Origin of the sequence: Streptomyces durocortorensis (assembly GCF_031760065.1) — a bacterium.
Taxonomy (GTDB): Bacteria; Actinomycetota; Actinomycetes; order Streptomycetales; family Streptomycetaceae; genus Streptomyces.
On sequence record NZ_CP134500.1, the window covers coordinates 5,801,706 to 5,827,980 of the forward strand.

Annotated in this window: 15 protein-coding genes, 1 tRNA gene and 3 rRNA genes; 15 read left to right on the plus strand and 4 right to left on the minus strand. The window is 66.8% G+C overall.

Annotated elements, in window-relative coordinates; genetic code table 11:
* Positions 1-58 precede the first annotated feature (58 nt).
* Entirely contained in the window at positions 59-412 is a 354-nt protein-coding gene (locus RI138_RS25730) for a WXG100 family type VII secretion target (protein WP_096632133.1), read from the plus strand.
* A gap of 35 nt (positions 413-447) precedes the next feature.
* Entirely contained in the window at positions 448-747 is a 300-nt protein-coding gene (locus RI138_RS25735; RefSeq protein WP_096632135.1) for a WXG100 family type VII secretion target, read from the plus strand.
* A 322-nt stretch (positions 748-1,069) separates the two neighbouring features.
* Here the strand turns inward: RI138_RS25735 and eccCa are convergent, their stop codons facing one another.
* Complete coding sequence (gene eccCa / locus RI138_RS25740; RefSeq protein ID WP_311121800.1) at positions 1,070-5,044, minus strand: type VII secretion protein EccCa; 3,975 nt, start codon at positions 5,042-5,044, stop codon at positions 1,070-1,072.
* Positions 5,045-5,328: 284 nt separating this feature from the next.
* On the opposite strand from eccCa, the gene eccD reads away from it, so the two are divergent.
* From eccD to RI138_RS25770, 6 genes are all read left to right on the plus strand, one after another.
* The gene (gene eccD / locus RI138_RS25745; RefSeq protein ID WP_311123007.1) at positions 5,329-6,831 is read left to right on the plus strand and encodes a type VII secretion integral membrane protein EccD; all 1,503 of its coding nucleotides are present in this window, start codon (positions 5,329-5,331) and stop codon (positions 6,829-6,831) included.
* A gap of 177 nt (positions 6,832-7,008) precedes the next feature.
* Positions 7,009-7,299, plus strand: coding sequence for a 30S ribosomal protein S15 (gene rpsO / locus RI138_RS25750; protein ID WP_003965855.1), 291 nt, complete (start codon positions 7,009-7,011; stop codon positions 7,297-7,299).
* A 277-nt stretch (positions 7,300-7,576) separates the two neighbouring features.
* Entirely contained in the window at positions 7,577-9,793 is a 2,217-nt protein-coding gene (locus RI138_RS25755; RefSeq protein ID WP_311123008.1) for a polyribonucleotide nucleotidyltransferase, read from the plus strand.
* Complete coding sequence (locus tag RI138_RS25760; RefSeq protein WP_311121801.1) at positions 9,790-11,169, plus strand: M16 family metallopeptidase; 1,380 nt, start codon at positions 9,790-9,792, stop codon at positions 11,167-11,169. The genes RI138_RS25755 and RI138_RS25760 overlap by 4 nt, the downstream gene beginning before the upstream one ends.
* 18 nt (positions 11,170-11,187) lie before the next feature.
* Positions 11,188-11,940 carry a 4-hydroxy-tetrahydrodipicolinate reductase gene (dapB, locus tag RI138_RS25765; protein ID WP_096632141.1) on the plus strand — a complete coding sequence of 251 codons (753 nt, stop codon included), beginning with the start codon at positions 11,188-11,190 and terminating at the stop codon, positions 11,938-11,940.
* An 11-nt stretch (positions 11,941-11,951) separates the two neighbouring features.
* On the plus strand, positions 11,952-12,440 hold the full coding sequence (locus tag RI138_RS25770) for a tetratricopeptide repeat protein (RefSeq protein WP_311121802.1): 489 nt from the start codon (positions 11,952-11,954) through the stop codon (positions 12,438-12,440).
* A gap of 73 nt (positions 12,441-12,513) precedes the next feature.
* Here the strand turns inward: RI138_RS25770 and RI138_RS25775 are convergent, their stop codons facing one another.
* Together RI138_RS25775 and RI138_RS25780 are read right to left on the minus strand one after the other, a co-directional pair.
* Entirely contained in the window at positions 12,514-13,065 is a 552-nt protein-coding gene (locus tag RI138_RS25775; protein WP_311121803.1) for a hypothetical protein, read from the minus strand.
* Positions 13,066-13,159: 94 nt separating this feature from the next.
* Positions 13,160-13,399: a hypothetical protein gene (locus RI138_RS25780; RefSeq protein ID WP_096632145.1), complete on the minus strand. Its 240-nt coding sequence runs from the start codon at positions 13,397-13,399 to the stop codon at positions 13,160-13,162.
* 228 nt (positions 13,400-13,627) lie between these two features.
* Here RI138_RS25780 and thyX point away from each other — a divergent pair, with 228 nt between their 5' ends.
* The 7 genes from thyX (at position 13,628) to RI138_RS25815 (ending at position 23,278) form a co-directional block, all read left to right on the plus strand.
* Positions 13,628-14,365, plus strand: coding sequence for an FAD-dependent thymidylate synthase (thyX, locus tag RI138_RS25785; RefSeq protein ID WP_096632147.1), 738 nt, complete (start codon positions 13,628-13,630; stop codon positions 14,363-14,365).
* A gap of 152 nt (positions 14,366-14,517) precedes the next feature.
* Entirely contained in the window at positions 14,518-15,417 is a 900-nt protein-coding gene (gene dapA, locus RI138_RS25790) for a 4-hydroxy-tetrahydrodipicolinate synthase (RefSeq protein WP_311121804.1), read from the plus strand.
* A 136-nt stretch (positions 15,418-15,553) separates the two neighbouring features.
* Positions 15,554-17,239, plus strand: coding sequence for a ribonuclease J (locus RI138_RS25795; RefSeq protein ID WP_096632150.1), 1,686 nt, complete (start codon positions 15,554-15,556; stop codon positions 17,237-17,239).
* A 619-nt stretch (positions 17,240-17,858) separates the two neighbouring features.
* A 16S ribosomal RNA gene (locus tag RI138_RS25800) occupies positions 17,859-19,384 on the plus strand.
* 305 nt (positions 19,385-19,689) lie between these two features.
* Positions 19,690-22,810 (plus strand): 23S ribosomal RNA (locus tag RI138_RS25805).
* Positions 22,811-22,889: 79 nt separating this feature from the next.
* A 5S ribosomal RNA gene (gene rrf / locus RI138_RS25810) occupies positions 22,890-23,006 on the plus strand.
* The 16S, 23S and 5S rRNA genes sit together here with 1 tRNA gene alongside, the layout of an rRNA operon.
* A 199-nt stretch (positions 23,007-23,205) precedes the next feature.
* A tRNA-Thr gene (locus tag RI138_RS25815) sits at positions 23,206-23,278 on the plus strand.
* Between the two features lie 67 nt (positions 23,279-23,345).
* Here the strand turns inward: RI138_RS25815 and RI138_RS25820 are convergent.
* A complete protein-coding gene (locus RI138_RS25820) occupies positions 23,346-25,970 on the minus strand; it encodes a SpoIIE family protein phosphatase (RefSeq protein ID WP_311121805.1) in 2,625 nt (874 codons plus the stop codon).
* Positions 25,971-26,275 lie beyond the last annotated feature (305 nt).

Below are 26,275 nucleotides of genomic sequence, written 5' to 3' on the forward strand. Positions count from 1 at the left end.
CCCCGGTCGGCCAACCCCGCCGGGACCGTACAGAACCAACCGAAAAGGAAAGAGAATCATGGCGGATCAGAAGATCTCCGATGCCACACTCCTGAAGCTGGAGGGCGACCTCACCCTGAAGTTCAACTCGGTGAAGGGGCAGCTCAAGCAGCTCCACGGGACCATCGACAGCCTCGAAGGCAAGTGGAAGGGCATCGGGGCCAACCAGTTCAACGCCAAGCAGGAACAGATCAACCAGCGCATGGTCAGCCTGGCCAAGCAGCTTCTCCGGTTCCAGGAGGCCATCAAGGCCGCACGTACGATCTCGGGCAACACCGAGGACGAGATTCGACAGGCCCTCCAGGGCGTGGACGTCGTCGATGGCTACTCCAGCAAGGAGACCGAAAGGGCGTCCAGCCTGAACAGCTTCTGACCCTCACTTCTCAAACGACTACAGCGGAGGACCACATGGCGAACAACAACGACGGTACGACGGTTGTCACTTATGCGAGCCTGGATCTCGCGGCCGGTGAGATCGAGCGGCAGAGCAAGCAGCTCGCCCAGGACCTGGACGAGATCAAGACCATGGTCGCGTCGGTCTCGGAGCTGTGGGAGGGCGAGGCGAAGGAGGCGTACCGCTTGTCCCAGGTGAAGTGGAACGAGGACGCGGGGTTCATCCGGGACAACCTCAAGGACATCGCGCAGAAGGTCCGTGAGGCGGCCCCTCTGTACCGCAGCGGCGACAAGCGCTCCGCAGCGAACTTCTGATCTCTGGCAGAGGTCAACGAACAGCACATACACACGTCAGGGTGGGCACGCGCGGGAGGTGCCCACCCTGACGTGTGTCGTGTAAGCGGATGCGGACGCAGGTACGGAAGCGCAACGGGTACGCAAGCGGATGCGGATGCAGGTACGGAGACGGAAGGGCAAACAGGTACGGAGACGGAAGGGCAAACAGGTACGGAGACGGAAGGGCAAACAGGCACGGAGACGGAGAGGTAAACAGGTACCGAAGCGCAAACAGGTTCGGAAACGGGGAAGCGCACCAACCCCTGCCGCCCTGCCGCTCCGCCGCGCCGCCGCCCTCGCCCTACCTCTCCCCGCCGACAAGCCCCGTCTGCACCAACGGGTTCCCCCGCCGCCGCGTCACGAAGATGCCCCGGCCCGTAGGCATCGGCCGCGCCCGTACGTTGCCGATGATGTCGCCCTCGTTCGGGTCGCCCGACAGCACCACGCCCTGCGCGCCCAGCTCGATCATGCGCTGGAGGAAGGGCTCGTACAGCGCGCGGCTCGCGCCCGCCGTGCTGCGGGCGATGATGAAGCGGACACCCACATCGCGGGCGAACGGCAGCATCTCCGTGATCGGCGCCAGTGGGTTGCCGCTCGACGTGGAGACCAGGTCGAAGTCGTCGATCACGACGTACACCTTGGGGCCCTGCCACCAGCTCTGGTCACGCAGTTCCTGTGCCGTGACATCGGCGGAGGGCGTGCGGCGCTTCATCAGGTCGTGCAGGGCCACCATGTGATGGTCCATGTTGTTGGACATCGGGATGTACTCCGCCAGGTGCGAGGGCGGGGTCACATCCAGCAGCGAACGCCGGTTGTCGATGACGAAGAGCTTGCAGGAGTCCCCGTCGTAGCGCTCGGTCAGCTGCTTGATGATCAACCGCAGCAGGTTGGACTTGCCGGACTCGCTCTCGCCGAACGCCAGGAAGAACGGGTCCTGCTCGAAGTTGAGGAAGACCGGCTCCAGGTTGTTCTCGTCGATGCCGAACGCGATGCCCCGCTCCGGAACCGCGTACCCCGCCGGAAGCTCGCTCGCCGGGAGCGAACGGGGCAGCAGACGCACCGCAGGTGCGGGCGCCGCCGTCCAGTGCCGGGTGACCTCCAGGTTCATCGCCGCGGTGGCCTCGGAGAGGTCGCTGTCGGAGTTGATGCCGTCGATCCGCGGTACCGCCGCCATGAAGTGCAGCTTCTCCGGGGTCAGGCCGCGGCCCGGTACCCCGGCGGGTACGTTCGCCGCCACCTTGCGGTCCAGTTCGGAGTCCATCACATCGCCGAGCCGCAGCTCCAGGCGGTTCATGAGGTGGTCCTTGAGGCTGGCCCGGACCTCCATGGAACGCGACGCCGTGACGATCAGGTGGATGCCGTAGCCGAGTCCGCGGGCCGCGATGTCGGTGGCCGCCGTCTCCAGCCCCTCGTAGTCCGTCCGGAAGCTGCCCCACCCGTCGATGACCAGGAAGACATCACCCCACGGCTGGTCGGTCACCGAGATCTCACCGCGCGCCCGCATCCGGCGGAAGGTGGCGATGGAGTCGATCCCGGCGCTGCGGAAGTACTCCTCGCGTCGCGCCATGATGCCGTACACCTCGGCGACCGTACGGCGCACCCGCTCGGGGTCCAGGCGGGACGCGACGCCGCCGACATGCGGCAGACCCGCGATAGAGGACATACCGCCACCACCGAAGTCGAGTCCGTAGAACTGGACTTCCTCCGGGGTGTGGGTCAGGGCGAAACCGGCGATGAGTGTCCGCAGCAGCGTCGACTTGCCGGACTGCGGCCCTCCGGTGATCTGCATGTGACCGGCGGCGCCGGAGAAGTCCCGGTAGAGGGTGTCGCGCCGCTGCTCGAACGGCTTGTCGATCACCCCCAGGGGGACGACCAGCCGGCCCGAGCCCTCGAAACCGGGCTGCGTCAGCCCCCGGCCCCGCACCGGAGAGAGCCCCGGCAGCAGCTCGTCCAGCGACGGCGGATTGTCCAGCGGCGGCAGCCACACCTGATGGGCCGAGGCACCGCGCCCCTCCAGCCGGCGCACGATCACATCGAGCACCGTGTCCGCCAGCGCGTCGTCCTCCGCCGCACGCTGCTCCGGTACGCCACCGGGCTGCGGCACGGGCTGAACGTACTGAACCGGCACCGGGGCGGCCGTGAACGGAACGGGCCTGCGGTCCACCGGAAGCGGAGCACCCGGCGTAGCGGCCCGGTTGGCGCCCGAGCGGTACACCCCGGAGACGTACGCGGCCTTGAACCGGACCATCTCCTCCGTACCGAACTTCAGCAGCCCGGAGCCGGGAACATTCGGAAGGTGGTACGCGTCGGGCACGCCCAGCGCCGCCCGGGACTCGGCGGCCGAGAAGGTCCGCAGGCCGACCCGGTAGGAGAGATACGTTTCCAGACCGCGCAGCCGCCCCTCTTCCAGGCGCTGCGAGGCCAGCAGCAGATGTACACCCAGGGAACGGCCGATACGGCCGATCTGGACGAACATCTCGATGAAGTCGGGCTTGGCGGTGAGGAGTTCGCTGAACTCGTCGATGACCAGAACGAGCGAGGGGATCGGCTGCAACGGCGCACCCGCCGCGCGTGCCTTCTCGTAGTCGTGGATGTTGGCGTAGTTGCCCGCGTCGCGCAGCATCTCCTGGCGCCGGTTGAGCTCACCGCGGATGGAGTCACCCATACGGTCGACCAGGGTCAGGTCGTCCGCGAGGTTGGTGATCACGGCCGCGACGTGGGGCATCTGCGCCATACCGGCGAAGGTGGCACCACCCTTGAAGTCGGCGAGGACGAAGTTGAGCGTCTCCGACGTATGGGTGACGGCGAGGCCGAGCACGAGCGTGCGCAGCAGCTCGGACTTGCCGGAGCCGGTGGCGCCCACGCAGAGGCCGTGCGGGCCCATGCCTTCCTGCGCCGCCTCCTTCAGGTCCAGCATCACCGGGGCGCCGCCCTCGCCCACGCCGATCGGCACCCGCAGCCGTTCGGCCTGGGAGCGCGGGCGCCAGGTCCGGCCGACGTCGATGGAGGCCGCGTCCCCCAGGTTCAGCAGATCGGTGAACTCCAGGTTGGCCAGCAGGGGCTCGTCGTCGTCCCCGCCCGTCGCCATGTGCAGCGGGGCCAGCTGCCGGGCCAGCGCCTCGGCGGCCTCGTAACTCAGCAGGTCGGGAACCCCGTCGTAGACCAGCCCCTGCCCCGACTCCAGCTGCAACGACTTCGGCTGCACCACGATGGACAGGCCCCCGCGGGCCCCGGTGACCTCGCCCGGTACGACCTCGATGACCGTCACACCCTGAAGGCCCTCGGCCGAGGCGAGCACCGACATGGGCGGCACCGACTCCCCGTCCAGGACCACCACGATGTGCGGCTGGTCCACGAGCGGCTGCCCGCCGGGCTGGAAGCGGGGCCTGCCCTCCAGCCGGCCCGCCAACAGCTCCTCCAGGGCCAGGGAACTCGTCGTGATGAGCCGCCGGCTCCCGGCGCCGTCCCCCGGCCCGGAGGCCTGCGCGTGCGGGAGCCACTTCGCCCACTCCCACTGCGGTGCCGCCTCCGCGCCCGTCGCGACCGCGATCACCAGGTCCTCGGGGGAGTGCAGGGAGGCCAGCCCGCCGACCACGGCACGCGCCGCCGAGCGCGCCGAATCCGCGTGACCGCTGATCGTCAGGTGGTAGAACGCCCGCAACGAGACGGCCATCGGCAGGCCGTCCACCGTGGAGTGTGTCGCCAGGAACTGCTGCATCGCACCGGCGGCCAGCGGTTCCAGCTCGTCGACGGGCGCCGTCTCGGGGGCGATGAGCGGCGTGGCCAGTTCCTGACCGCCCAGACCGATACGCACCTGCGCGAAGTCCGCGTCACCGGCCCGCCGTTCCCACACCCGGCTGCCCTCGGCCACGAGCGCCCACAGCTGCTCGGGAGAGGGGTGGAGGTAGAACTGCGCGTCGCGCTGCTTGCGCGCGGTCTTGAGCACGGTGCGCCTGGTCTGCGTCAGGTACTTCAGATAGTCGCGGCGCAGATCGGCGAGCTGCCCCTGGGTGCCCCGCCTGTACCGTACGAGCATCGCGATGGCCATGGCGACCGTCGAGGCGATCATGATCATGCCCATGATGCGCATGATCGGGTTCGGCGTCATGAAGAAGAAGACGACCGAACCGCCCATGCCCAGCATCGGCAGGAGCTGCATCAGAGCGCCCTCCTGCTGGCCTCGGGGGAGCTCCGGCGGAGGTTGCAACTGCACCTGTTCGACCGGCACTTCGGTGGGCAGGGCCCGCGGTGGGCGCTTGACGACGATCTGGCTCACAGCTCACCAATTCCCTTGCCGGACGGAAGTGTTCCTATCGGCGCCCCCGTGGCGACGGGCCCCATCCGCGGGATGGATCCTACTGGCGTGGCGAGCACCCCATGGCGGTAGGGTGTCGCGGTGCGTGTACGCATCCGCTAACTGTCGCGTGAACACGGTCATTCGGGACCGACGGAAGCGCGCGCGGCAGCAGGCTGGGGCACGCGCGGGCGCGGCAGAAGCCAAGGCAGCAGAAGAAGCGCGGCAGAAGCAGCAGGAACAAGCAGGGGGAGCAGCAGGTGACGATGACGGCCCAAGCGGCAGCCACCGGACCCGGTGGGCAGAGTCACGGGACGCCGTCCGGCGGCGGAACCGGATTCTGCCGGGTCACGGTCGTCGCACCGGACAGCCGTGTCGACGTGGCCCTGCCCGAGGACATCCCCGTAGCCGATCTGTACCCCGAGATCCTCCGGCTGTCCGGACAGAGCCCCGCCCCCGGTGCCCCGGTCGGCTACCACCTGGTGCGCCGCGACGGCACCGTCCTCGACAGCGCCCGTACGCTGGCGGGCCACCGCATCCTCGACGGCGAGCTGCTCTCGATGCGGCCGTTCTCCGAGTCGCTGCCCCCCGCGGTCTTCGACGACGTCTCCGACGCCGTCGCCACCGCCGTGGCCAAGGACCGCACGCTCTGGGGCGACGCGCTCATGCGCGGAGCCGGCCTCTTCGGCGGCTCCGTCCTGCTCGCCCTGCTCGGCTTCGTGCTGTGGACTGCCGACCCGCGCCACGACATGCACGGTCTGCCGGGCATCCTCGCGGCGGTCGTCGCCCTGCTCCTCCTCGCCTTCGCCTGCGTCCGCGCCCGGGTGTACGACGACCGGGGCTCGGCCATCGCGCTGGGCACCGGTGCCCTGGTGAACGCTGCGGTGGCCGGCTCCGGTCTGCTGCCCCTGAGCAGCGGGCAGGGCGTCGGGCGGCTGCAGTTCCTGCTCGGCTGCGCCGCGGTCCTGGTGGTCGCCGTGATCCTGATGATCGTCGCGCCCGGCGGCGACGCTCCGTTCGTCGCGTTCGTCTTCGCGAGCACCATCGGCCTCCTGGTGACGTTCACCGCGATCCTGACCGGCATCGAGCCGATCGAGGCCGCCGCCGTGTGCTCCCCGCTCGCTGTGGGCGTCCTGGCCTTCCTGCCCGGGCTCTCGACCCGCTTCGCCCGCCTCCCCATCGGATTCGAGCCGCCCCGCACCACGGTCGGCGACTACGGGACGTCCGAACCGGCGCCCCAGGGCCCGGTGGACGCCGAGCGCATCGCCGCCCAGGCGCGGCGCGGCCACGAACTGCTCCTCGGCCTGGTCGGCGGATGCGCGCTGGTCGCCGTGGCGGCCGCCGCGGTGCTGGGATTCTCGGACAACGTCTGGGGCCAGCTGCTCGCCCTGGCCACGGGTGTCGCCATGCTGATGCGCGCCCACCTCTTCCGCTACACGGCCCAGGTCGGCTGCGCGCTCGCGGCGGGCCTCGGCGCCCTTGTCCTCCTCGGCCTAGGGCTGTCCCTCAACCCGCCCACCGCCCTGATGCAGGACGCGCTGAAGGGGGACGGTGCCGCCCTGGACATCCGTACGGTGTGGCTCGCCGCCGCCGTCGCGGGCGTCGCCGCCCTGATCACCGCCATCGGCCTGATCGTGCCGCGCAAGGGAGTGACCCCCTTCTGGGGCCGCTTCCTGGAGATCGCCGAGGCGGTCGTTCTGCTGACCCTGCTCCCGCTCTGCCTCGCAGTCTTCGACGTCTACCACTCGATCCGGGCCCTCACCAGCTGATCAGCGGCGGGGCGTGACCCGAACGGCTGGTACTCTGACCAGTGGCCGTTTGTGTACGCGTCCTCGGATCATCCTGGGGACTGCGCTCATCGGACCTTCGCCTCCGAGTCACGGAAGCTCCCCTGAGATCAAGACCAGGGGCACTCGTGGGCGCTTCGAACATCAAGAGGAGTACGCGTGCCGCTCGACGCCGCTACGAAGAAGCAGATCATGTCCGAGTTCGCCCAGAAGGAGGGTGACACCGGATCCCCCGAGGTCCAGGTCGCCATGCTCTCCCGCCGGATCTCGGACCTGACGGAGCACCTCAAGACGCACAAGCACGACCACCACTCCCGTCGTGGTCTGCTGATCCTGGTCGGCCAGCGTCGCCGCCTCCTGCAGTACCTGGCCAAGAAGGACATCCAGCGCTTCCGTGCGCTGGTCGACCGCCTCGGCATCCGCCGCGGTGCGGCCGGCGGCGCCAAGTAAGGACGCTGTGGAGAGGGAGCGGTTCCCGCGGTTCAGGGGACCGCTCCCTTTGCCGTACGTGCACGACCGGTGTCAAGCTCAGTAACCTGGGCGTACGACACCAGAGCAAGTAGGGAGAGGCGCAGCGACGCCGCCGCCGGTCCTCGGTAGTGGCCCCCGGGAAAACGCCCGGGAGCTTCGATCGAAGACCGGCCCGCATCCACGGTGCGCTTCTCCCGCACCGTCCTCCGCCACACGGGCGGCAGGACGAAAGACGACGAGTATGGAGAAATCACTAGTGGAGAACGAGACCCACTACGCCGAGGCCGTTATCGACAACGGAACCTTCGGCACCCGCACCATCCGCTTCGAGACGGGCCGCCTGGCCAAGCAGGCCGCAGGCTCCGCCGTCGCGTACCTGGACGACGACACCATGGTGCTGTCGGCCACCACCGCTTCCAAGCGGCCCAAGGACAACCTCGACTTCTTCCCCCTCACTGTGGACGTCGAGGAGCGGCAGTACGCGGCCGGAAAGATCCCCGGATCCTTCTTCCGCCGCGAGGGCCGCCCCTCCGAGGACGCGATCCTCACCTGCCGTCTGATCGACCGGCCGCTGCGCCCCTCCTTCAAGAAGGGCCTGCGCAACGAGATCCAGATCGTCGAGACGATCATGGCGCTCAACCCCGACCACCTCTACGACGTGGTCGCGATCAACGCCGCCTCCTGCTCCACGCAGCTCGCGGGCCTGCCCTTCTCCGGCCCGATCGGCGCCACCCGCGTCGCCCTGATCAAGGGCCAGTGGGTCGCGTTCCCGACGCACACCGAGCTTGAGGACGCCGTCTTCGACATGGTCGTCGCCGGTCGCGTCCTGGAGGACGGCGACGTCGCGATCATGATGGTCGAGGCCGAGGCCACCGAGAAGACCATCCAGCTCGTCAAGGACGGCGCCGAGGCTCCCACCGAGGAGATCGTCGCCGCCGGTCTGGACGCCGCGAAGCCCTTCATCAAGGCGCTCTGCAAGGCCCAGTCCGACCTGGCCTCCAAGGCCGCCAAGCCGGTCGGCGAGTTCCCGGTCTTCCTGGACTACCAGGACGACGTCTTCGAGGCGCTCGCCACCGCCGTCACCTCCGAGCTGGCCCAGGCGCTCACCATCGCGGGCAAGCAGGAGCGCGAGGCCGAGCTGGACCGCGTCAAGGAGATCGCCGCGGAGAAGCTGCTCCCGGCCTTCGAGGGCCGCGAGAAGGAGATCTCCGCCGCGTACCGCGCGCTGACCAAGAAGCTGGTCCGCGAGCGCGTCATCAAGGACAAGGTCCGCATCGACGGCCGTGGCGTCACGGACATCCGTACGCTCGCCGCCGAGGTCGAGGCCATCCCGCGCGTGCACGGCTCGGCGCTGTTCGAGCGTGGCGAGACCCAGATCCTGGGCGTCACCACCCTCAACATGCTCCGGATGGAGCAGCAGCTGGACACCCTTTCTCCGGTGACCCGCAAGCGCTACATGCACAACTACAACTTCCCGCCGTACTCCGTCGGCGAGACCGGCCGCGTGGGCTCGCCCAAGCGCCGCGAGATCGGCCACGGAGCGCTCGCCGAGCGCGCCATCGTGCCGGTCCTCCCGACGCGCGAGGAGTTCCCCTACGCGATCCGCCAGGTCTCCGAGGCGCTGGGCTCCAACGGCTCGACGTCCATGGGCTCGGTCTGCGCCTCCACCATGTCGCTGCTGAACGCCGGTGTGCCCCTCAAGGCCGCCGTCGCCGGTATCGCCATGGGCCTGATCTCGCAGGAGATCGACGGCAAGACCCACTACGTCGCCCTCACCGACATCCTCGGTGCGGAGGACGCCTTCGGCGACATGGACTTCAAGGTCGCCGGTACGAAGCAGTTCGTGACCGCGCTCCAGCTCGACACCAAGCTCGACGGCATCCCCGCCTCGGTCCTGGCAGCCGCGCTGAAGCAGGCCCGTGACGCGCGTCTGCACATCCTGGACGTCATGAACGAGGCCATCGACGTCCCGGACGAGATGTCCCCGAACGCCCCCCGGATCATCACCGTCAAGATCCCGGTGGACAAGATCGGTGAGGTCATCGGCCCCAAGGGCAAGATGATCAACCAGATCCAGGAGGACACCGGCGCCGACATCACGATCGAGGACGACGGCACCATCTACATCGGTGCCCAGCAGGGTTCGCAGGCCGAGGCCGCCCGCGCCACGATCAACGCGATCGCCAACCCGACCATGCCGGAGGTCGGCGAGCGCTACCTGGGCACGGTCGTCAAGACGACCACCTTCGGTGCGTTCGTCTCGCTCATGCCGGGCAAGGACGGTCTGCTGCACATCTCGCAGATCCGCAAGCTCGCCGGCGGCAAGCGCGTGGAGAACGTCGAGGACGTGCTCGGCGTCGGCGCCAAGGTCCAGGTCGAGATCGCCGAGATCGACTCCCGCGGCAAGCTCTCCCTCATCCCGGTCGTCGAGGGCGAAGAGGCCGACGAGAAGAAGGACGACACCGACAAGTGACGTCCCGTAGTTCCGCGACGACGGCCCGTGCCTCCTTCGAGGCGCGGGCCGTCGCCCGTACCCAAACGCTTCTCAAGGGCAAGGACGGCATCGGCACCGTCCGCCGCACCGTCCTCCCCGGCGGTCTGCGGATCGTCACCGAGACCCTGCCCTCCGTCCGGTCCGCCACCTTCGGCATCTGGGCCAACGTCGGATCACGCGACGAGACGCCCACCCTGAACGGCGCGACCCACTACCTCGAACACCTCCTCTTCAAGGGCACCGCCAAGCGCACCGCCCTCGACATCTCCTCGGCGATCGACGCGGTCGGCGGCGAGATGAACGCCTTCACGGCGAAGGAGTACACCTGTTACTACGCGCGGGTCCTGGACACCGATCTGCCGCTGGCCATCGACGTCGTCTGCGACATGCTGACCGGCTCGCTGATCGCCCCCGAGGACGTCGACGCCGAGCGCGGCGTCATCCTCGAAGAGATCGCGATGACCGAGGACGACCCGGGCGACTGCGTGCACGACCTGTTCGCGCACACCATGCTCGGCGACACCCCCCTCGGCCGCCCGGTCCTCGGCACCGTCGACACGATCAACGCGCTCAGCCGCGGCCAGATCGCCCGCTTCTACAAGAAGCACTACGACCCCACGCACCTGGTCGTCGCCGCCGCCGGCAACGTCGACCACGCCACGGTCGTACGCCAGGTCCGCCGCGCCTTCGAGCGCGCCGGGGCCCTCTCCCGTACCGATGCCGTCCCGATGGCGCCCCGCGAGGGCTCCCGCACCCTGCGCACCGCGGGCAAGGTGGAGCTGCTGAACCGCAAGACCGAGCAGGCCCACGTGGTCCTCGGGATGCCCGGCCTCGCCCGCACCGACGACCGTCGCTGGGCACTCGGCGTCCTCAACACCGCCCTCGGCGGCGGTATGAGCTCGCGACTCTTCCAGGAGGTCCGGGAGAAGCGCGGCCTGGCCTACAGCGTGTACTCGTACACCTCGGGCTTCGCCGACTGCGGCCTCTTCGGCGTCTACGCGGGGTGCCGGCCCAGCCAGGTCCACGACGTCCTGAAGATCTGCCGCGACGAACTGGACCGGGTCGCCACCCACGGCCTGGACGACGACGAGATCGCCCGCGCCATCGGCCAGCTCTCCGGCTCCACCGTCCTCGGCCTGGAGGACACCGGCGCGCTGATGAACCGTATCGGCAAGAGCGAGCTGTGCTGGGGCGAGCAGATGTCCGTCGACGACATGCTCGCGCGCATCGCGGAGGTCACCCCCGACGACGTACGGGAGGTGGCGGGCGAGCTCCTCACCCGGCGCCCCTCGCTCTCGGTCATCGGCCCGCTCAAGGACAAGCAGGCGGACCGCCTCCACGAAGCGGTCTCCTAACCCCTTAAGGAAGACAAGATGAGCAAGCTGCGCGTAGCCGTTCTCGGTGCTCGGGGCCGCATCGGCGCCGAGGCCGTACGGGCCGTCGAGGCCGCCGACGATCTGGAGCTGGTGGCGGCCCTGGGCCGGGGCGACAAGCTGGAGACCCTCACCGACGCGGGCGCCCAGGTCGCCGTCGAGCTGACCACCCCCGCATCGGTGATGGACAACCTCGACTTCTGCGTCCGGCACGGTGTCCACGCCGTCGTCGGCACCACGGGCTGGACCGACGAACGGCTCGCGCAGCTGACCACCTGGCTGGAGAAATCCCCGGGGACGGGCGTCCTGATCGCCCCGAACTTCTCCATCGGCGCGGTCCTGACCATGAAGTTCGCGGAGCAGGCCGCCCGCTACTTCGAGTCCGTCGAGGTCGTCGAACTGCACCACCCGAACAAGGTCGACGCCCCCTCCGGCACCGCCACCCGCACCGCCCAGCTCATCGCGGCGGCCCGCGCCAAGGCGGGCAGCGCCCCCCAGCCGGACGCCACCACGACCGCCCTGGACGGCGCCCGCGGCGCGGACGTCGACGGCGTCCCGGTCCACGCGATCCGACTCCGCGGACTGCTCGCCCACCAGGAAGTGCTCCTCGGCGGCGAGGGCGAGACCCTCACCATCCGCCACGACTCCCTCCACCACAGCAGCTTCATGCCGGGCATCCTGCTCGGCGCCCGCCGCGTGGTGACCACTCCCGGCCTCACGTTCGGCCTGGAACACTTCCTCGACCTGAACTGACTGAGCCCACCATGCGCGCAAAGATCACCTACATCGCCACGGCAGCCGTCCTGGTCTTCTACTTCTTCCTGGTCGGCAGCCGTGGCCTGATGCTCATCCGGCACGGCACGCTGCTCACGATCACGTTCGGCGTCGCCGTCCTGATCCTGCCGGTGATCGGCGTCTGGTTCCTCTGGAAGAACACCCAGTTCGTCCGCCGGGCCAACGCGCTCGCCGCCGAACTGGAAGCGGAGGGCGGCCTCCCGGTCGACGACCTGGCCCGTACCCCGTCCGGCCGCATCGACCGGGACGCCGCAGACGCGGTCTTCACCAAGCGCCGCGAGGAGACCGAGGACGCCCCGGACGACTGGCGCGCCTGGTTCCGGCTGGCGGTCGCCTACCAGGACGCGAGGGACACCCCCAGGGCCCGCAAGGCCATGCAGCGGGCCATCGCGCTCCGCGCCTCCAGCCAGGCCGCCCCCTCAAGCCCGCCCGCGGTCTCCAGCCCGTCCGGCGACTGAGGAGATCTTCCAGCCGTACGCAGGTGAGCCCGGGACCCGCATGGGCCCCGGGCTCACCCGTACAACCGATGGTTCACGCGAGCCGATACTCATCCGCCCAAGCCTCGACCGCGTCGGTCGCCCGCTCGAACGCCTCCTCGCGCCCGAGGAAGTCCGCGTTGTGATCGGTGACCAGCGGCGGCAGCGCCTCACCGTTCTGCCGGACCACGACGAGCGCCTGACCCTGGACCGTACGGGGAAGGCCCATCCACTTCACGGGCTGCTGGACCGTACGCACCGTCGACGTGCCGCTCCACGCCACCGTGGAGGTCCGGAAGAACCCGACGCGCCGGACACCGTGACGGCTGACCCACGCGCCGACACGCAGCAGACGCAGCGCGGCGGCGATCACCGCACCGGCCAGCGCCAGACAGACGGCGGCTCCCGAAAGCGCTCCGGCCGCACCGGTGATCAGGGCCGCGAGCAGCACGAACGAGGCCAGCAGCAGGAGGGTGGCCGCCGCCGCGACCCGCCAGGGGCCGGGGCGGTAGGGCCGACGCCAACTGTCGTGGTCGTCGAACGGCAGCGCAACGTCCTCCGCGCTCGCGTCGAATGCGCGGTCGGCCGTCAGAAAGGGCAGGGGCACGACTCATCCTCACTCACAAGCACGCTCGATTGCTGTGCCCGGTGAGGCTACCGAGGGTGCCACCGGCCCGACCACCCCAGGGGGGCCGTACGAGTCAGCGGCCCTGGGACGCCTCGGACTGCTTGCCGTGGGCCGGGGCCTGGCCGGAGTCGAGCGCCGGGAGCCCCAGCAGCAGTGACCCCACGAGACCGGCGACCACGGTCAGCCCGATGAGGGACCGCCCCAGCAGCTCGGGAACGGTGGCGCGGGGGGCGGGCGGAGGAGTGACATTGCTGCGGAACCGGTCGGCCTCGGCGACGAACGAGAACGGGACGGATTCACGCCGGCGGAACATGAGGAAGCTCTCCTTGCTCTGAGTGACGGGTGCTGCTATTGAGTCAGACGTACGACGGGCCGAATCGGTGCCCGAATCGCCGTACTTGTTGGGGGAACTCCACGAACGGCTGCCCGAGGCGGCCGGATGCATGCCCCGGCGCACCCGGCCCACGGAGCCCCGTAAAGTGGTCGCCGCCCGAGCGACGCCGTCGGGCCTCCCGCACCGCCCCTGGAAGGACCCCTGTCGGTGACCGACACCCCCGAACCCGCAAAGCCCCACTTCCGCAGCGATGTCACCGTCGAGCTGGTGAAGAGCGACGCGCACGACGCGGACGTGCTGTTCGCCGCCCGGGTCTCCACCGCAGGTGAGCAGTCGCTGGAAGAGGTCACCAAGGATCCCGAGCGCTCCAAGGGGCTCATCAACTACCTCATGCGGGACCGGCACGGCAGCCCGTTCGAGCACAACTCGATGACCTTCTTCATCAGCGCCCCGATCTTCGTCTTCCGCGAGTTCATGCGGCACCGCGTCGGCTGGTCCTACAACGAGGAATCGGGCCGCTACAGGGAGCTGGATCCGGTCTTCTACGTCCCCGGAACCTCCCGCAAGCTGGTCCAGCAGGGCCGCCCGGGCAAGTACGAGTTCGTCGAGGGCACCCAGGGGCAGTACGACCTCACCACCCGCACCATGGAGGAGACCTACCGGGCCTCCTACGAGGCGTACCAGAAGATGCTGGCGGAGGGCGTGGCCCGTGAGGTCGCCCGCGCGGTGCTCCCGGTCGGCCTCTTCTCCTCGATGTACGCCACGTGCAACGCGCGCTCGCTGATGCACTTCCTCGGCCTGCGCACCCAGCACGAGCTGGCGAAGGTCCCGTCCTTCCCGCAGCGCGAGATCGAGATGGTCGGCGAACAGATGGAAGCCCACTGGGAGCAGCTCATGCCGCTCACTCATGCGGCCTTCAACAAAAATGGACGCGTCGCCCCATAGGCGGTGTCCGTATTGCGGCGTTTCGAGAAGTTCATCTAGGCTGATCAAACGGACCCGGCACTGCTTGAACCCCCGAGCAGGCAGTGCCGGGCTCCTCTTCCCCGTCCCCCCGAGGGGACCCCGCGCGCTGAGCAGCGAGTAGCGTGTTACCCATGGCTCCGATCTCCACTCCGCAGACCCCCTTCGGGCGGGTCCTCACCGCTATGGTCACGCCCTTCACGGCGGACGGCGCTCTCGATCTCGACGGCGCCCAGCGGCTCGCCGCCCACCTGGTGGACGCAGGCAATGACGGCCTGATCATCAACGGCACCACCGGTGAGTCCCCGACCACCAGTGATGCGGAGAAGGACCAGCTCGTACGGGCGGTGCTCGAAGCCGTCGGCGACCGAGCCCACGTCGTCGCGGGCATCGGGACCAACGACACCCGCCACAGCGTCGAGCTCGCCCGGACGGCCGAGCGCACCGGCGCCCACGGCCTCCTCGCGGTCACGCCGTACTACAACAAGCCCCCGCAGGAGGGCCTGCTGCGGCACTTCACGGCCATCGCCGACTCCACCGGCCTGCCCGTGATGCTGTACGACATCCCCGGTCGCAGCGGCGTTCCGATCGACACGGAGACCCTCGTACGGCTGGCCGAGCACCCCCGGATCGTCGCGAACAAGGACGCCAAGGGCGACCTGGGCCGCGCCAGCTGGGCCATCGCCGAGTCCGGGCTCGCCTGGTACTCGGGCGACGACATGCTCAACCTGCCGCTCCTCTCGGTCGGCGCCGTCGGCTTCGTCTCCGTGGTCGGCCACGTGGTCACCCCGGACCTGCGGGCCCTGATCGAGGCCCACCTGAGCGGCGACGTCCAGAAGGCCACCGAGATCCACCAGAAGCTGCTCCCGGTCTTCACGGGAATGTTCCGCACCCAGGGCGTGATCACCACGAAGGCGGCCCTCACCCTTCAGGGCCTCCCGGCGGGCCCCCTGCGCCTGCCCCTCGTCGAACTCACCGCCCAGGAGACAGCCCAGCTCAAGATCGATCTCGCCGCCGGCGGGGTACAGCTGTAACCAAGGACTTCACAACTGAACAGCCGAACAGGCGAGGCGACTCGCCCGAGCACCACCCAAGACAACAGCAAGTGCACGAATGACATGCGCGCCACGTGCCTCAGCGGTACGTGGCGTGCGTGGTAAGGAGAGTCTTTTGAGTCATCCGCACCCTGAACTCGGTACGCCGCCGAAGCTCCCGAAGGGCGCGCTGCGGGTCACCCCGCTCGGCGGCCTGGGCGAGATCGGCCGCAATATGACGGTCTTCGAGTACGGCGGCCGCCTGCTCATCGTCGACTGCGGCGTGCTCTTCCCCGAGGAGGAGCAGCCGGGCATCGACCTGATCCTCCCGGACTTCACCACGATCCGGGACCGCCTGGACGACATCGAGGGCATCGTCCTCACGCACGGCCACGAGGACCACATCGGCGGCGTCCCCTACCTGCTGCGCCTCAAGCCGGACATCCCCCTCATCGGCTCCAAGCTCACCCTCGCGCTGATCGAGGCGAAGCTCCAGGAGCACCGCATCCGCCCCTACACCCTTGAGGTGCAGGAGGGGCAGCGCGAGCGCATCGGCGCCTTCGACTGCGAGTTCATCGCGGTCAACCACTCCATCCCGGACGCCCTGGCCGTCGCCATCCGCACCCCCGCGGGCCTGGCCGTCGCCACCGGTGACTTCAAGATGGACCAGCTCCCGCTGGACGGCCGCCTCACCGACCTGCACGCGTTCGCACGGCTCAGCGAGGAGGGCATCGACCTCCTCCTCTCCGACTCCACGAACGCCGAGGTCCCCGGCTTCGTGCCGCCGGAGCGGGACATCTCCAATGTCCTGCGCACGGTCTTCGCGAACGCCCAGAAGCGCATCATCGTGGCGAGCTTCGCCAGCCATGTGCACCGCATCCAGCAGATCCTGGACGCCGCCCACGAGTACGGCCGCAGGGTCGCCTTCGTCGGCCGCTCGATGGTCCGCAACATGGGCATCGCCCGCGACCTCGGCTACCTCAAGGTCCCCGGGGGCCTGGTCGTCGACGTCAAGACCCTCGACGACCTTCCGGACGACGAGGTCGTGCTGGTCTGCACGGGCTCGCAGGGCGAGCCGATGGCGGCCCTCTCCCGGATGGCCAACCGGGATCACCAGATCCGGATCGTCCCCGGCGACACGGTGATCCTGGCGTCGTCCCTGATCCCCGGCAACGAGAACGCGGTGTACCGCGTGATCAACGGCCTGACCCGCTGGGGCGCCAACGTCGTCCACAAGGGCAATGCCAAGGTCCACGTCTCGGGCCACGCCTCGGCCGGCGAGCTGCTGTACTTCTACAACATCTGCAAGCCGAAGAACCTGATGCCGGTCCACGGCGAATGGCGCCACCTGCGGGCCAACGCCGAACTGGGTGCCCTCACGGGCGTTCCCAAGGACCACATCGTCATCGCCGAGGACGGCGTGGTCGTCGACCTCATCGACGGCAAGGCCAAGATCGTCGGCAAGGTCCAGGCCGGTTACGTCTACGTCGACGGCCTCTCCGTCGGCGATGTCACCGAGACCTCCCTCAAGGACCGCCGCATCCTCGGCGACGAGGGCATCATCTCGGTCTTCATCGTCGTCGACAGCTCCTCCGGCAAGCTCGTGGGCGGTCCCCACATCCAGGCCCGGGGCTCCGGCATCGACGACGGCGCCTTCGGCGCGGTCACCCCGAAGATCCAGGAAGCCCTGGACAAGTCGGCCCAGGACGGCGTCATGGAGCCCCACCAGCTCCAGCAGATGGTCCGCCGAGTCGTCGGCAAGTGGGTGTCCGACACCTACCGTCGACGCCCGATGATCCTTCCGGTCGTCGTCGAGGTCTGACCCCTTCACGCCGCCCGACCTGGAGCGGGGCCCTCGATTTGCATCGGGGTGCCCCGCTCCAGTACGTTTACGTCTCCGCCTGAACGGGAAACGCCGCGCGCACTTGTGCGCCCGGGACACCCGAACGGGGCGGGAATTTCGACTCAGAATCTCTGATAAAGTCGGATCCGCCGAAAGGCAAAGGCCCTCCACAGGCCACCGGAAATCGAATTCGGACCGGAAACGGAACGAAAAAGAGTCTGGTAAAGTTGGAACCGCCGGAAAGGGAAAACGCGAAAGCGAAGAACCTCGAAAGCACCCCGCTTCGACCGGGAATCGGACACGAAAGAGTCTGATAGAGTCGGAAACGCAAGAACGAAGGGAAGCGCCCGGAGGGCCCCGGTGAAACGGGACCGAAGGAAGCGTCCGTTCCTTGAGAACTCAACAGCGTGCCAAAAGTCAACGCCAGATATGTTGATACCCCGGCCTGCACCTGGTGCAGGTTGGAGGTTCCTTTGAAAGTCCTACGGTCGCCATGTGCGGCGGTAGGCAACAACACAGCGAGGACGCTGTGAACAACGGGTCTTATTCCGACCGGTTGTTCCGCTCTCGTGTGTGTGCACCCGATTACGGGTAAACATTCACGGAGAGTTTGATCCTGGCTCAGGACGAACGCTGGCGGCGTGCTTAACACATGCAAGTCGAACGATGAAGCCTTTCGGGGTGGATTAGTGGCGAACGGGTGAGTAACACGTGGGCAATCTGCCCTTCACTCTGGGACAAGCCCTGGAAACGGGGTCTAATACCGGATAACACTCTGTCCCGCATGGGACGGGGTTAAAAGCTCCGGCGGTGAAGGATGAGCCCGCGGCCTATCAGCTTGTTGGTGGGGTAATGGCCTACCAAGGCGACGACGGGTAGCCGGCCTGAGAGGGCGACCGGCCACACTGGGACTGAGACACGGCCCAGACTCCTACGGGAGGCAGCAGTGGGGAATATTGCACAATGGGCGAAAGCCTGATGCAGCGACGCCGCGTGAGGGATGACGGCCTTCGGGTTGTAAACCTCTTTCAGCAGGGAAGAAGCGAAAGTGACGGTACCTGCAGAAGAAGCGCCGGCTAACTACGTGCCAGCAGCCGCGGTAATACGTAGGGCGCAAGCGTTGTCCGGAATTATTGGGCGTAAAGAGCTCGTAGGCGGCTTGTCACGTCGGATGTGAAAGCCCGGGGCTTAACCCCGGGTCTGCATTCGATACGGGCTAGCTAGAGTGTGGTAGGGGAGATCGGAATTCCTGGTGTAGCGGTGAAATGCGCAGATATCAGGAGGAACACCGGTGGCGAAGGCGGATCTCTGGGCCATTACTGACGCTGAGGAGCGAAAGCGTGGGGAGCGAACAGGATTAGATACCCTGGTAGTCCACGCCGTAAACGTTGGGAACTAGGTGTTGGCGACATTCCACGTCGTCGGTGCCGCAGCTAACGCATTAAGTTCCCCGCCTGGGGAGTACGGCCGCAAGGCTAAAACTCAAAGGAATTGACGGGGGCCCGCACAAGCAGCGGAGCATGTGGCTTAATTCGACGCAACGCGAAGAACCTTACCAAGGCTTGACATATACCGGAAAGCATCAGAGATGGTGCCCCCCTTGTGGTCGGTATACAGGTGGTGCATGGCTGTCGTCAGCTCGTGTCGTGAGATGTTGGGTTAAGTCCCGCAACGAGCGCAACCCTTGTTCTGTGTTGCCAGCATGCCCTTCGGGGTGATGGGGACTCACAGGAGACTGCCGGGGTCAACTCGGAGGAAGGTGGGGACGACGTCAAGTCATCATGCCCCTTATGTCTTGGGCTGCACACGTGCTACAATGGCCGGTACAATGAGCTGCGATGCCGTGAGGCGGAGCGAATCTCAAAAAGCCGGTCTCAGTTCGGATTGGGGTCTGCAACTCGACCCCATGAAGTCGGAGTTGCTAGTAATCGCAGATCAGCATTGCTGCGGTGAATACGTTCCCGGGCCTTGTACACACCGCCCGTCACGTCACGAAAGTCGGTAACACCCGAAGCCGGTGGCCCAACCCCTTGTGGGAGGGAGCTGTCGAAGGTGGGACTGGCGATTGGGACGAAGTCGTAACAAGGTAGCCGTACCGGAAGGTGCGGCTGGATCACCTCCTTTCTAAGGAGCACTTCTTACCAGGCTTCGGTTTGGTCAGAGGCCAGTACACCGGCGAGTGTTCGGTGCTGGTTGCTCATGGGTGGAACGTTGACTATTCGGCACGATTGGTTGGTCACTGTTAGTACTGCTCTTCGGGGCGTGGAACGTGGTGGTGGATCGGTCGGGTCGGGCACGTTGTTGGGTATCTGAGGGTATGGCCGTTTGGCTGTCCTTCGATCCGGCCCCAGTGAACTCGTCCCTTCGGGGGTGGGGTGGTGGGTGGCTGGTCGTTGTTTGAGAACTGCACAGTGGACGCGAGCATCTGTGGCCAAGTTTTTAAGGGCGCACGGTGGATGCCTTGGCACCAGGAACCGATGAAGGACGTGGGAGGCCACGATAGTCCCCGGGGAGCTGTCAACCAAGCTTTGATCCGGGGGTTTCCGAATGGGGAAACCCGGCAGTCGTCATGGGCTGTCACCCGCTGCTGAACACATAGGCAGTGTGGAGGGAACGAGGGAAGTGAAACATCTCAGTACCCTCAGGAAGAGAAAACAACCGTGATTCCGGGAGTAGTGGCGAGCGAAACTGGATGAGGCCAAACCGTATGCGTGTGATACCCGGCAGGGGTTGCGCATGCGGGGTTGTGGGAGTTCTCTTGATCAATCTGCCGGTTGGTCGGCGAGTCAGAAACCGTTGGTGTAGGCGAAGGACATGCGAAAGGTCCGGCGTAGAGGGTAAGACCCCCGTAGCTGAAACATCAACGGCTCGTTTGAGAACCACCCAAGTAGCACGGGGCCCGAGAAATCCCGTGTGAATCTGGCGGGACCACCCGCTAAGCCTAAATATTCCTGGTGACCGATAGCGGATAGTACCGTGAGGGAATGGTGAAAAGTACCGCGGGAGCGGAGTGAAATAGTACCTGAAACCGTGTGCCTACAAGCCGTGGGAGCGTCGCTGGTATGTGCTTGCACATGCAGTCGTGACTGCGTGCCTTTTGAAGAATGAGCCTGCGAGTTAGCGGTGTGTAGCGAGGTTAACCCGTGTGGGGAAGCCGTAGCGAAAGCGAGTCCGAATAGGGCGTTTGAGTTGCACGCTCTAGACCCGAAGCGGAGTGATCTAGCCATGGGCAGGTTGAAGCGGAGGTAAGACTTCGTGGAGGACCGAACCCACCAGGGTTGAAAACCTGGGGGATGACCTGTGGTTAGGGGTGAAAGGCCAATCAAACTCCGTGATAGCTGGTTCTCCCCGAAATGCATTTAGGTGCAGCGTCGTGTGTTTCTTGCCGGAGGTAGAGCACTGGATAGGCGATGGGCCCTACCGGGTTACTGACCTTAGCCAAACTCCGAATGCCGGTAAGTGAGAGCGCGGCAGTGAGACTGTGGGGATAAGCTCCATGGTCGAGAGGAAACAGCCCAGAGCATCGACTAAGGCCCCTAAGCGTACGCTAAGTGGGAAAGGATGTGGAGTCGCAGAGACAACCAGGAGGTTGGCTTAGAAGCAGCCACCCTTGAAAGAGTGCGTAATAGCTCACTGGTCAAGTGATTCCGCGCCGACAATGTAGCGGGGCTCAAGCGTACCGCCGAAGTCGTGTCATTCACACATATAGGGCCAACGCCTGTGTGGATGGGTAGGGGAGCGTCGTGTGCCGGGTGAAGCAGCCGCGGAAGCGAGTTGTGGACGGTTCACGAGTGAGAATGCAGGCATGAGTAGCGATACACACGTGAGAAACGTGTGCGCCGATTGACTAAGGGTTCCTGGGTCAAGCTGATCTGCCCAGGGTAAGTCGGGACCTAAGGCGAGGCCGACAGGCGTAGTCGATGGACAACCGGTTGATATTCCGGTACCCGCTTTGAAACGCCCAGTACTGAATCAGGCGATGCTAAGTCCGTGAAGCCGGCCCGATCTCTTCGGAGTTGAGGGTAGTGGTGGAGCCGATGAACCAGACTTGTAGTAGGTAAGCGATGGGGTGACGCAGGAAGGTAGTCCAGCCCGGGCGGTGGTTGTCCCGGGGTAAGGGTGTAGCCCGTGTGGTAGGTAAATCCGTCACACATTAAGGGTGAGACCTGATGCCGAGCCGATTGTGGTGAAGTGGATGATCCTATGCTGTCGAGAAAAGCCTCTAGCGAGTTTCATGGCGGCCCGTACCCTAAACCGACTCAGGTGGTCAGGTAGAGAATACCGAGGCGTTCGGGTGAACTATGGTTAAGGAACTCGGCAAAATGCCCCCGTAACTTCGGGAGAAGGGGGGCCATCACTGGTGATCCGATTTACTCGGTGAGCTGGGGTGGCCGCAGAGACCAGCGAGAAGCGACTGTTTACTAAAAACACAGGTCCGTGCGAAGCCGTAAGGCGATGTATACGGACTGACGCCTGCCCGGTGCTGGAACGTTAAGGGGACCGGTTAGCTGACTTTCGGGTTGGCGAAGCTGAGAACTTAAGCGCCAGTAAACGGCGGTGGTAACTATAACCATCCTAAGGTAGCGAAATTCCTTGTCGGGTAAGTTCCGACCTGCACGAATGGCGTAACGACTTCTCGACTGTCTCAACCATAGGCCCGGTGAAATTGCACTACGAGTAAAGATGCTCGTTTCGCGCAGCAGGACGGAAAGACCCCGGGACCTTTACTACAGTTTGATATTGGTGTTCGGTTCGGCTTGTGTAGGATAGGTGGGAGACTTTGAAGCGGCCACGCCAGTGGTTGTGGAGTCGTCGTTGAAATACCACTCTGGTCGTGCTGGATGTCTAACCTGGGTCCGTGATCCGGATCAGGGACAGTGTCTGATGGGTAGTTTAACTGGGGCGGTTGCCTCCTAAAGAGTAACGGAGGCGCCCAAAGGTTCCCTCAGCCTGGTTGGCAATCAGGTGTTGAGTGTAAGTGCACAAGGGAGCTTGACTGTGAGACCGACGGGTCGAGCAGGGACGAAAGTCGGGACTAGTGATCCGGCAGTGGCTTGTGGAAGCGCTGTCGCTCAACGGATAAAAGGTACCCCGGGGATAACAGGCTGATCTTCCCCAAGAGTCCATATCGACGGGATGGTTTGGCACCTCGATGTCGGCTCGTCGCATCCTGGGGCTGGAGTCGGTCCCAAGGGTTGGGCTGTTCGCCCATTAAAGCGGTACGCGAGCTGGGTTTAGAACGTCGTGAGACAGTTCGGTCCCTATCCGCTGTGCGCGTAGGAATATTGAGAAGGGCTGTCCCTAGTACGAGAGGACCGGGACGGACGAACCTCTGGTGTGCCAGTTGTCCTGCCAAGGGCATGGCTGGTTGGCTACGTTCGGAAAGGATAACCGCTGAAAGCATCTAAGCGGGAAGCCTGCTTCGAGATGAGTATTCCCACCCTCTTGAGGGGTTAAGGCTCCCAGTAGACGACTGGGTTGATAGGCCAGATGTGGAAGCCCGGTAACGGGTGGAGCTGACTGGTACTAATAGGCCGAGGGCTTGTCCTCAGTTGCTCGCGTCCACTGTGTTAGTTCTGAAATAACGAACGGCCGTGTTGTTGTCCGGTGTTGGTTAATTTCATAGTGTTTCGGTGGTCATTGCGTTAGGGAAACGCCCGGTTACATTCCGAACCCGGAAGCTAAGCCTTTCAGCGCCGATGGTACTGCAGGGGGGACCCTGTGGGAGAGTAGGACGCCGCCGAACAATTTTTCCGGGAAAGCCCCGTACCGCAAGGTACGGGGCTTTCCTGCATTTCGAGGCAAGTTTCCGGGATGCGTTCCAAAACAGTCCTGCAGCCGCTGACGGCCGCAGTCCGTGGGACTCTGGTGGGCCTCTGCCCGGCGCGATTGTGTGAATCCCCGGATCCCGTGTATGGTTTACCTCGTTGCCGCAGCGCAACGAGGCCCCAATAGCTCAGTCGGTAGAGCGTCTCCATGGTAAGGAGAAGGTCTGCGGTTCGATTCCGCATTGGGGCTCAGAGAAGAACGAAAGGCCCCCGCCGTATGGCGGGGGCCTTTCGCGTTGACGGGCAGACGCTGCCGGTCAGATGTGGGGCGGCTCCGGGACGCGCATCGCGAGGATCGCCATGTCGTCCGAGGCGGGTTCGGCCGCGAAGCGTTCCACGGCCCTGAGGATGCGTGCGGCGACCGCGCCGGCCGTCAGGCCCGTACAGGTCGACAGGACGTCCGCGAGGCCGTCGTCGCCCAGCATGCGGGCTCCCTCGCGGCGTTCGGTGACGCCGTCCGTGACGCAGAGGAGGACGTCGCCCGGGTTGAGGGTTACCTCCTGCTCGTACAGGTCGAGGTCCTCGATGACGCCGAGCAGCGGCTGCGGTTCGGCGGCTGCCTCCACGGATCCGTCCTGGCGCAGGCGCAGCGGCAGTGGGTGGCCGGCGCAGACGACCTTCAGGAGGGCGCTGCCGTCCTCCTGGGGCCACAGCTCGCCGTACAGGAGGGTGAGGAAGCGGCTGCGGGCGCCCTCGTCGAGGATCGCCGCGTTGAGGCGCTCCAGGACCGCCGGGCCGCCGAAGCCCTCGCGGGCGAGCAGGCGCAGGGCGTGGCGGGCCAGGCCGGTGACCGCGGCGGCCTCGGGGCCCGTACCGCAGACGTCGCCGACGGCGAAGCCGTACGCGCCGTCACGGATGGGGAAGACGTCGTAGAAGTCTCCGCCGACCTCGTTGCCCTCGCCCGCCGCGCGGTAGATGACCTCGATCTCGACGTTCGGGACGTCGGGGAGTCCCGGGGGCAGCAGGCTGCGCTGGAGGGACTGGCTGATCGCCGTGCGCTCCGAGTACAGGCGGGCGTTGTCCAGGGCCAGGGCGGCCCGTCGGGACAGGTCCTCGGCCAGTTCCAGGATCTCCTGGCGGAAGTGGTCGTCCGAGGGCTTCCCGAGCGTCAGCATGCCGATCACGCGGTTGCGGGCGACCAGCGGGAGCACCACCGTCTCGCCGCCGACGGCCTGGGCCGTGGCGAGCGTGGTGCGGGTGGCCGTGCTCATGCTCAGGGGCGCGTCGTGTCGCAGGCTGCGGGTCGACGTGGACAGCGCCGCGCGGTGGCCCGCCTCCGAGGGGGCGGCCCAGATGCGAGCGCCGGGGGTGGGGACCGGGTCCGGCGGGGCGATCTTGGAGAGGAGGGCCTTGAGGCCGTCGATGAGGTCCTCGTCCTCGTGGAGCACGTACGAGAGGTACGGGTCGGAGGACTGGTCGGCGATCGTGTAGACGGCGCACCAGGTGGCGAGGGTCGGGACCGTCATCTGGGCCATGAGGGCCAGCGTCTGGTCCCGGTCGAGAGTCCCGGCCAGCAGGTCGGAGGCCTCGACGAGGAAGGACAGGGAGCCGCGGCGCAGGCGTTCCAGCTCGCCGAGGCGGGCGGACTCCACGGCGAGCGCGATGCGGTCGGCGGCGAACTGGAGGCGCAGGGCCTCCTCGTTGGAATAGCGGCCCGGGCCCTCCGCCGCGACGCCGAGGGAGCCGGTGAGGCGGCCCTCGACCTTCAGCGGGACCGTGACGACCGAGCGCATCCCGGTGTCGGTGAGGAGCGGGACGGCGCCGGGTACGGCGGTCAGGTCCTCGTGGACGGCCGGCATCCGGGCGGAGCCGTAGCGGCCCGCTCCGGCTTCCACGGGGACGCGGGCGAAGCGCTGGCGGGCCGAGGGGAGACCCGTCGTAGCGCGGACCTCCAGCTCCGTCTCGTCGTCGGTGGCGAGCAGGAGGAAGGCCGCGTCGGCGTCGAGCATGTCGCGGGCCCGCTCGACGGTGCGCTGGAGGAGGCCGTCCAGGTCGTCGGGGGCGGGGGAGCCGATGAAGACCTCGAAGGGGTCCGCGGTGCGGTTCTCGGAGGCGTCGGAGACCGGGGCGCGGGCCGGGGACTGGAGCACGGCGCGCTCGTCGTCGCGGACGAGGAGACAGACCGTGGAGGGTTCGCCGTCGGTGTCGCGGACGCGCAGGTGGGAGGCGTAGACGGCGATGTTCCGGCCATCGGCGCCGCGGATTCCGTAGCTGCCCTCCCAGCGGGAGAGCTGGAGGGCGTCGGCGATGCCGGTGTTGGTGCCGGGGGTGTGTGGCCAGGCCACGAAGTCGGTGAACTGCTTGCCGGTGACCTGCTCCGCGCTGTGTCCGAAGACATACGCCGCGTCGTCGTTCCACGCCGTGATGGAGCCGGTGCTGTCGATCTGGACGACGGCGACCCGGACGCGCTGGTCGGTGACGGGAAGGAGCGAGGTGGGCAGGACCGGTCCCGCGGAGCGGATGCCCACCGGGCGGTCGGGCAGGTCCAGCTGGAACCAGACATGTTTGCGTGTGGGCGAGTACTCGACGCCCCAGCGCGCGGCCAGGGCGGCGCAGAGGAGCAGCCCGCGGCCGTTCTCACGGTCGGGGCTGCCGAAGTCGAGGCCGTTGCTCTGGAGCGGGACCTCGCGTTCCGGATAGTGGTCGGAGACCTCGACCCGTACGCCGTCCTCGGTGCGCAGGCACAGCACGTCGGCCGCTGTCCCCGCGTGCACGACGGCGTTGGTGACGAGCTCGCTGGTGAGGACGACGGCGTCGTCGACGACATCGTTGTAGCCCCACCCCTGGAGGGTGTCCCGGACGAAGGCGCGGGCGGTCGCGACGGAGCGCCCGACCGGTTCGAAGGTGGCGGCCGCGCGCGCGGTGATCACAGCACTCCCCATATGGTGTCTCGTCGCTTCCCCGAGTCCTGTGCCCGTTTCTCGCCGCTTCGATTCGCTTGCCAGGCTAGACGTTCGTTCAGGGTGCCGGGTACACGAGGGCCGAGATCGGGACAGGTCGGTCCGTGGCGGTGCGCGGGCGCACAAGTATGGACTTCCGATGGAAGGGATGCGGGGCGACCGGGGGAGGTTGCTCGCCGACCGGTTCCAGCCTGGTACGTTGCAACGATTTGACGTCTGCCCGGTCACCCGTTGACGGTGTGCTGTGGCGGTGAGCCAAAGTGGAACTGGGCAAGCTATCCGGATAG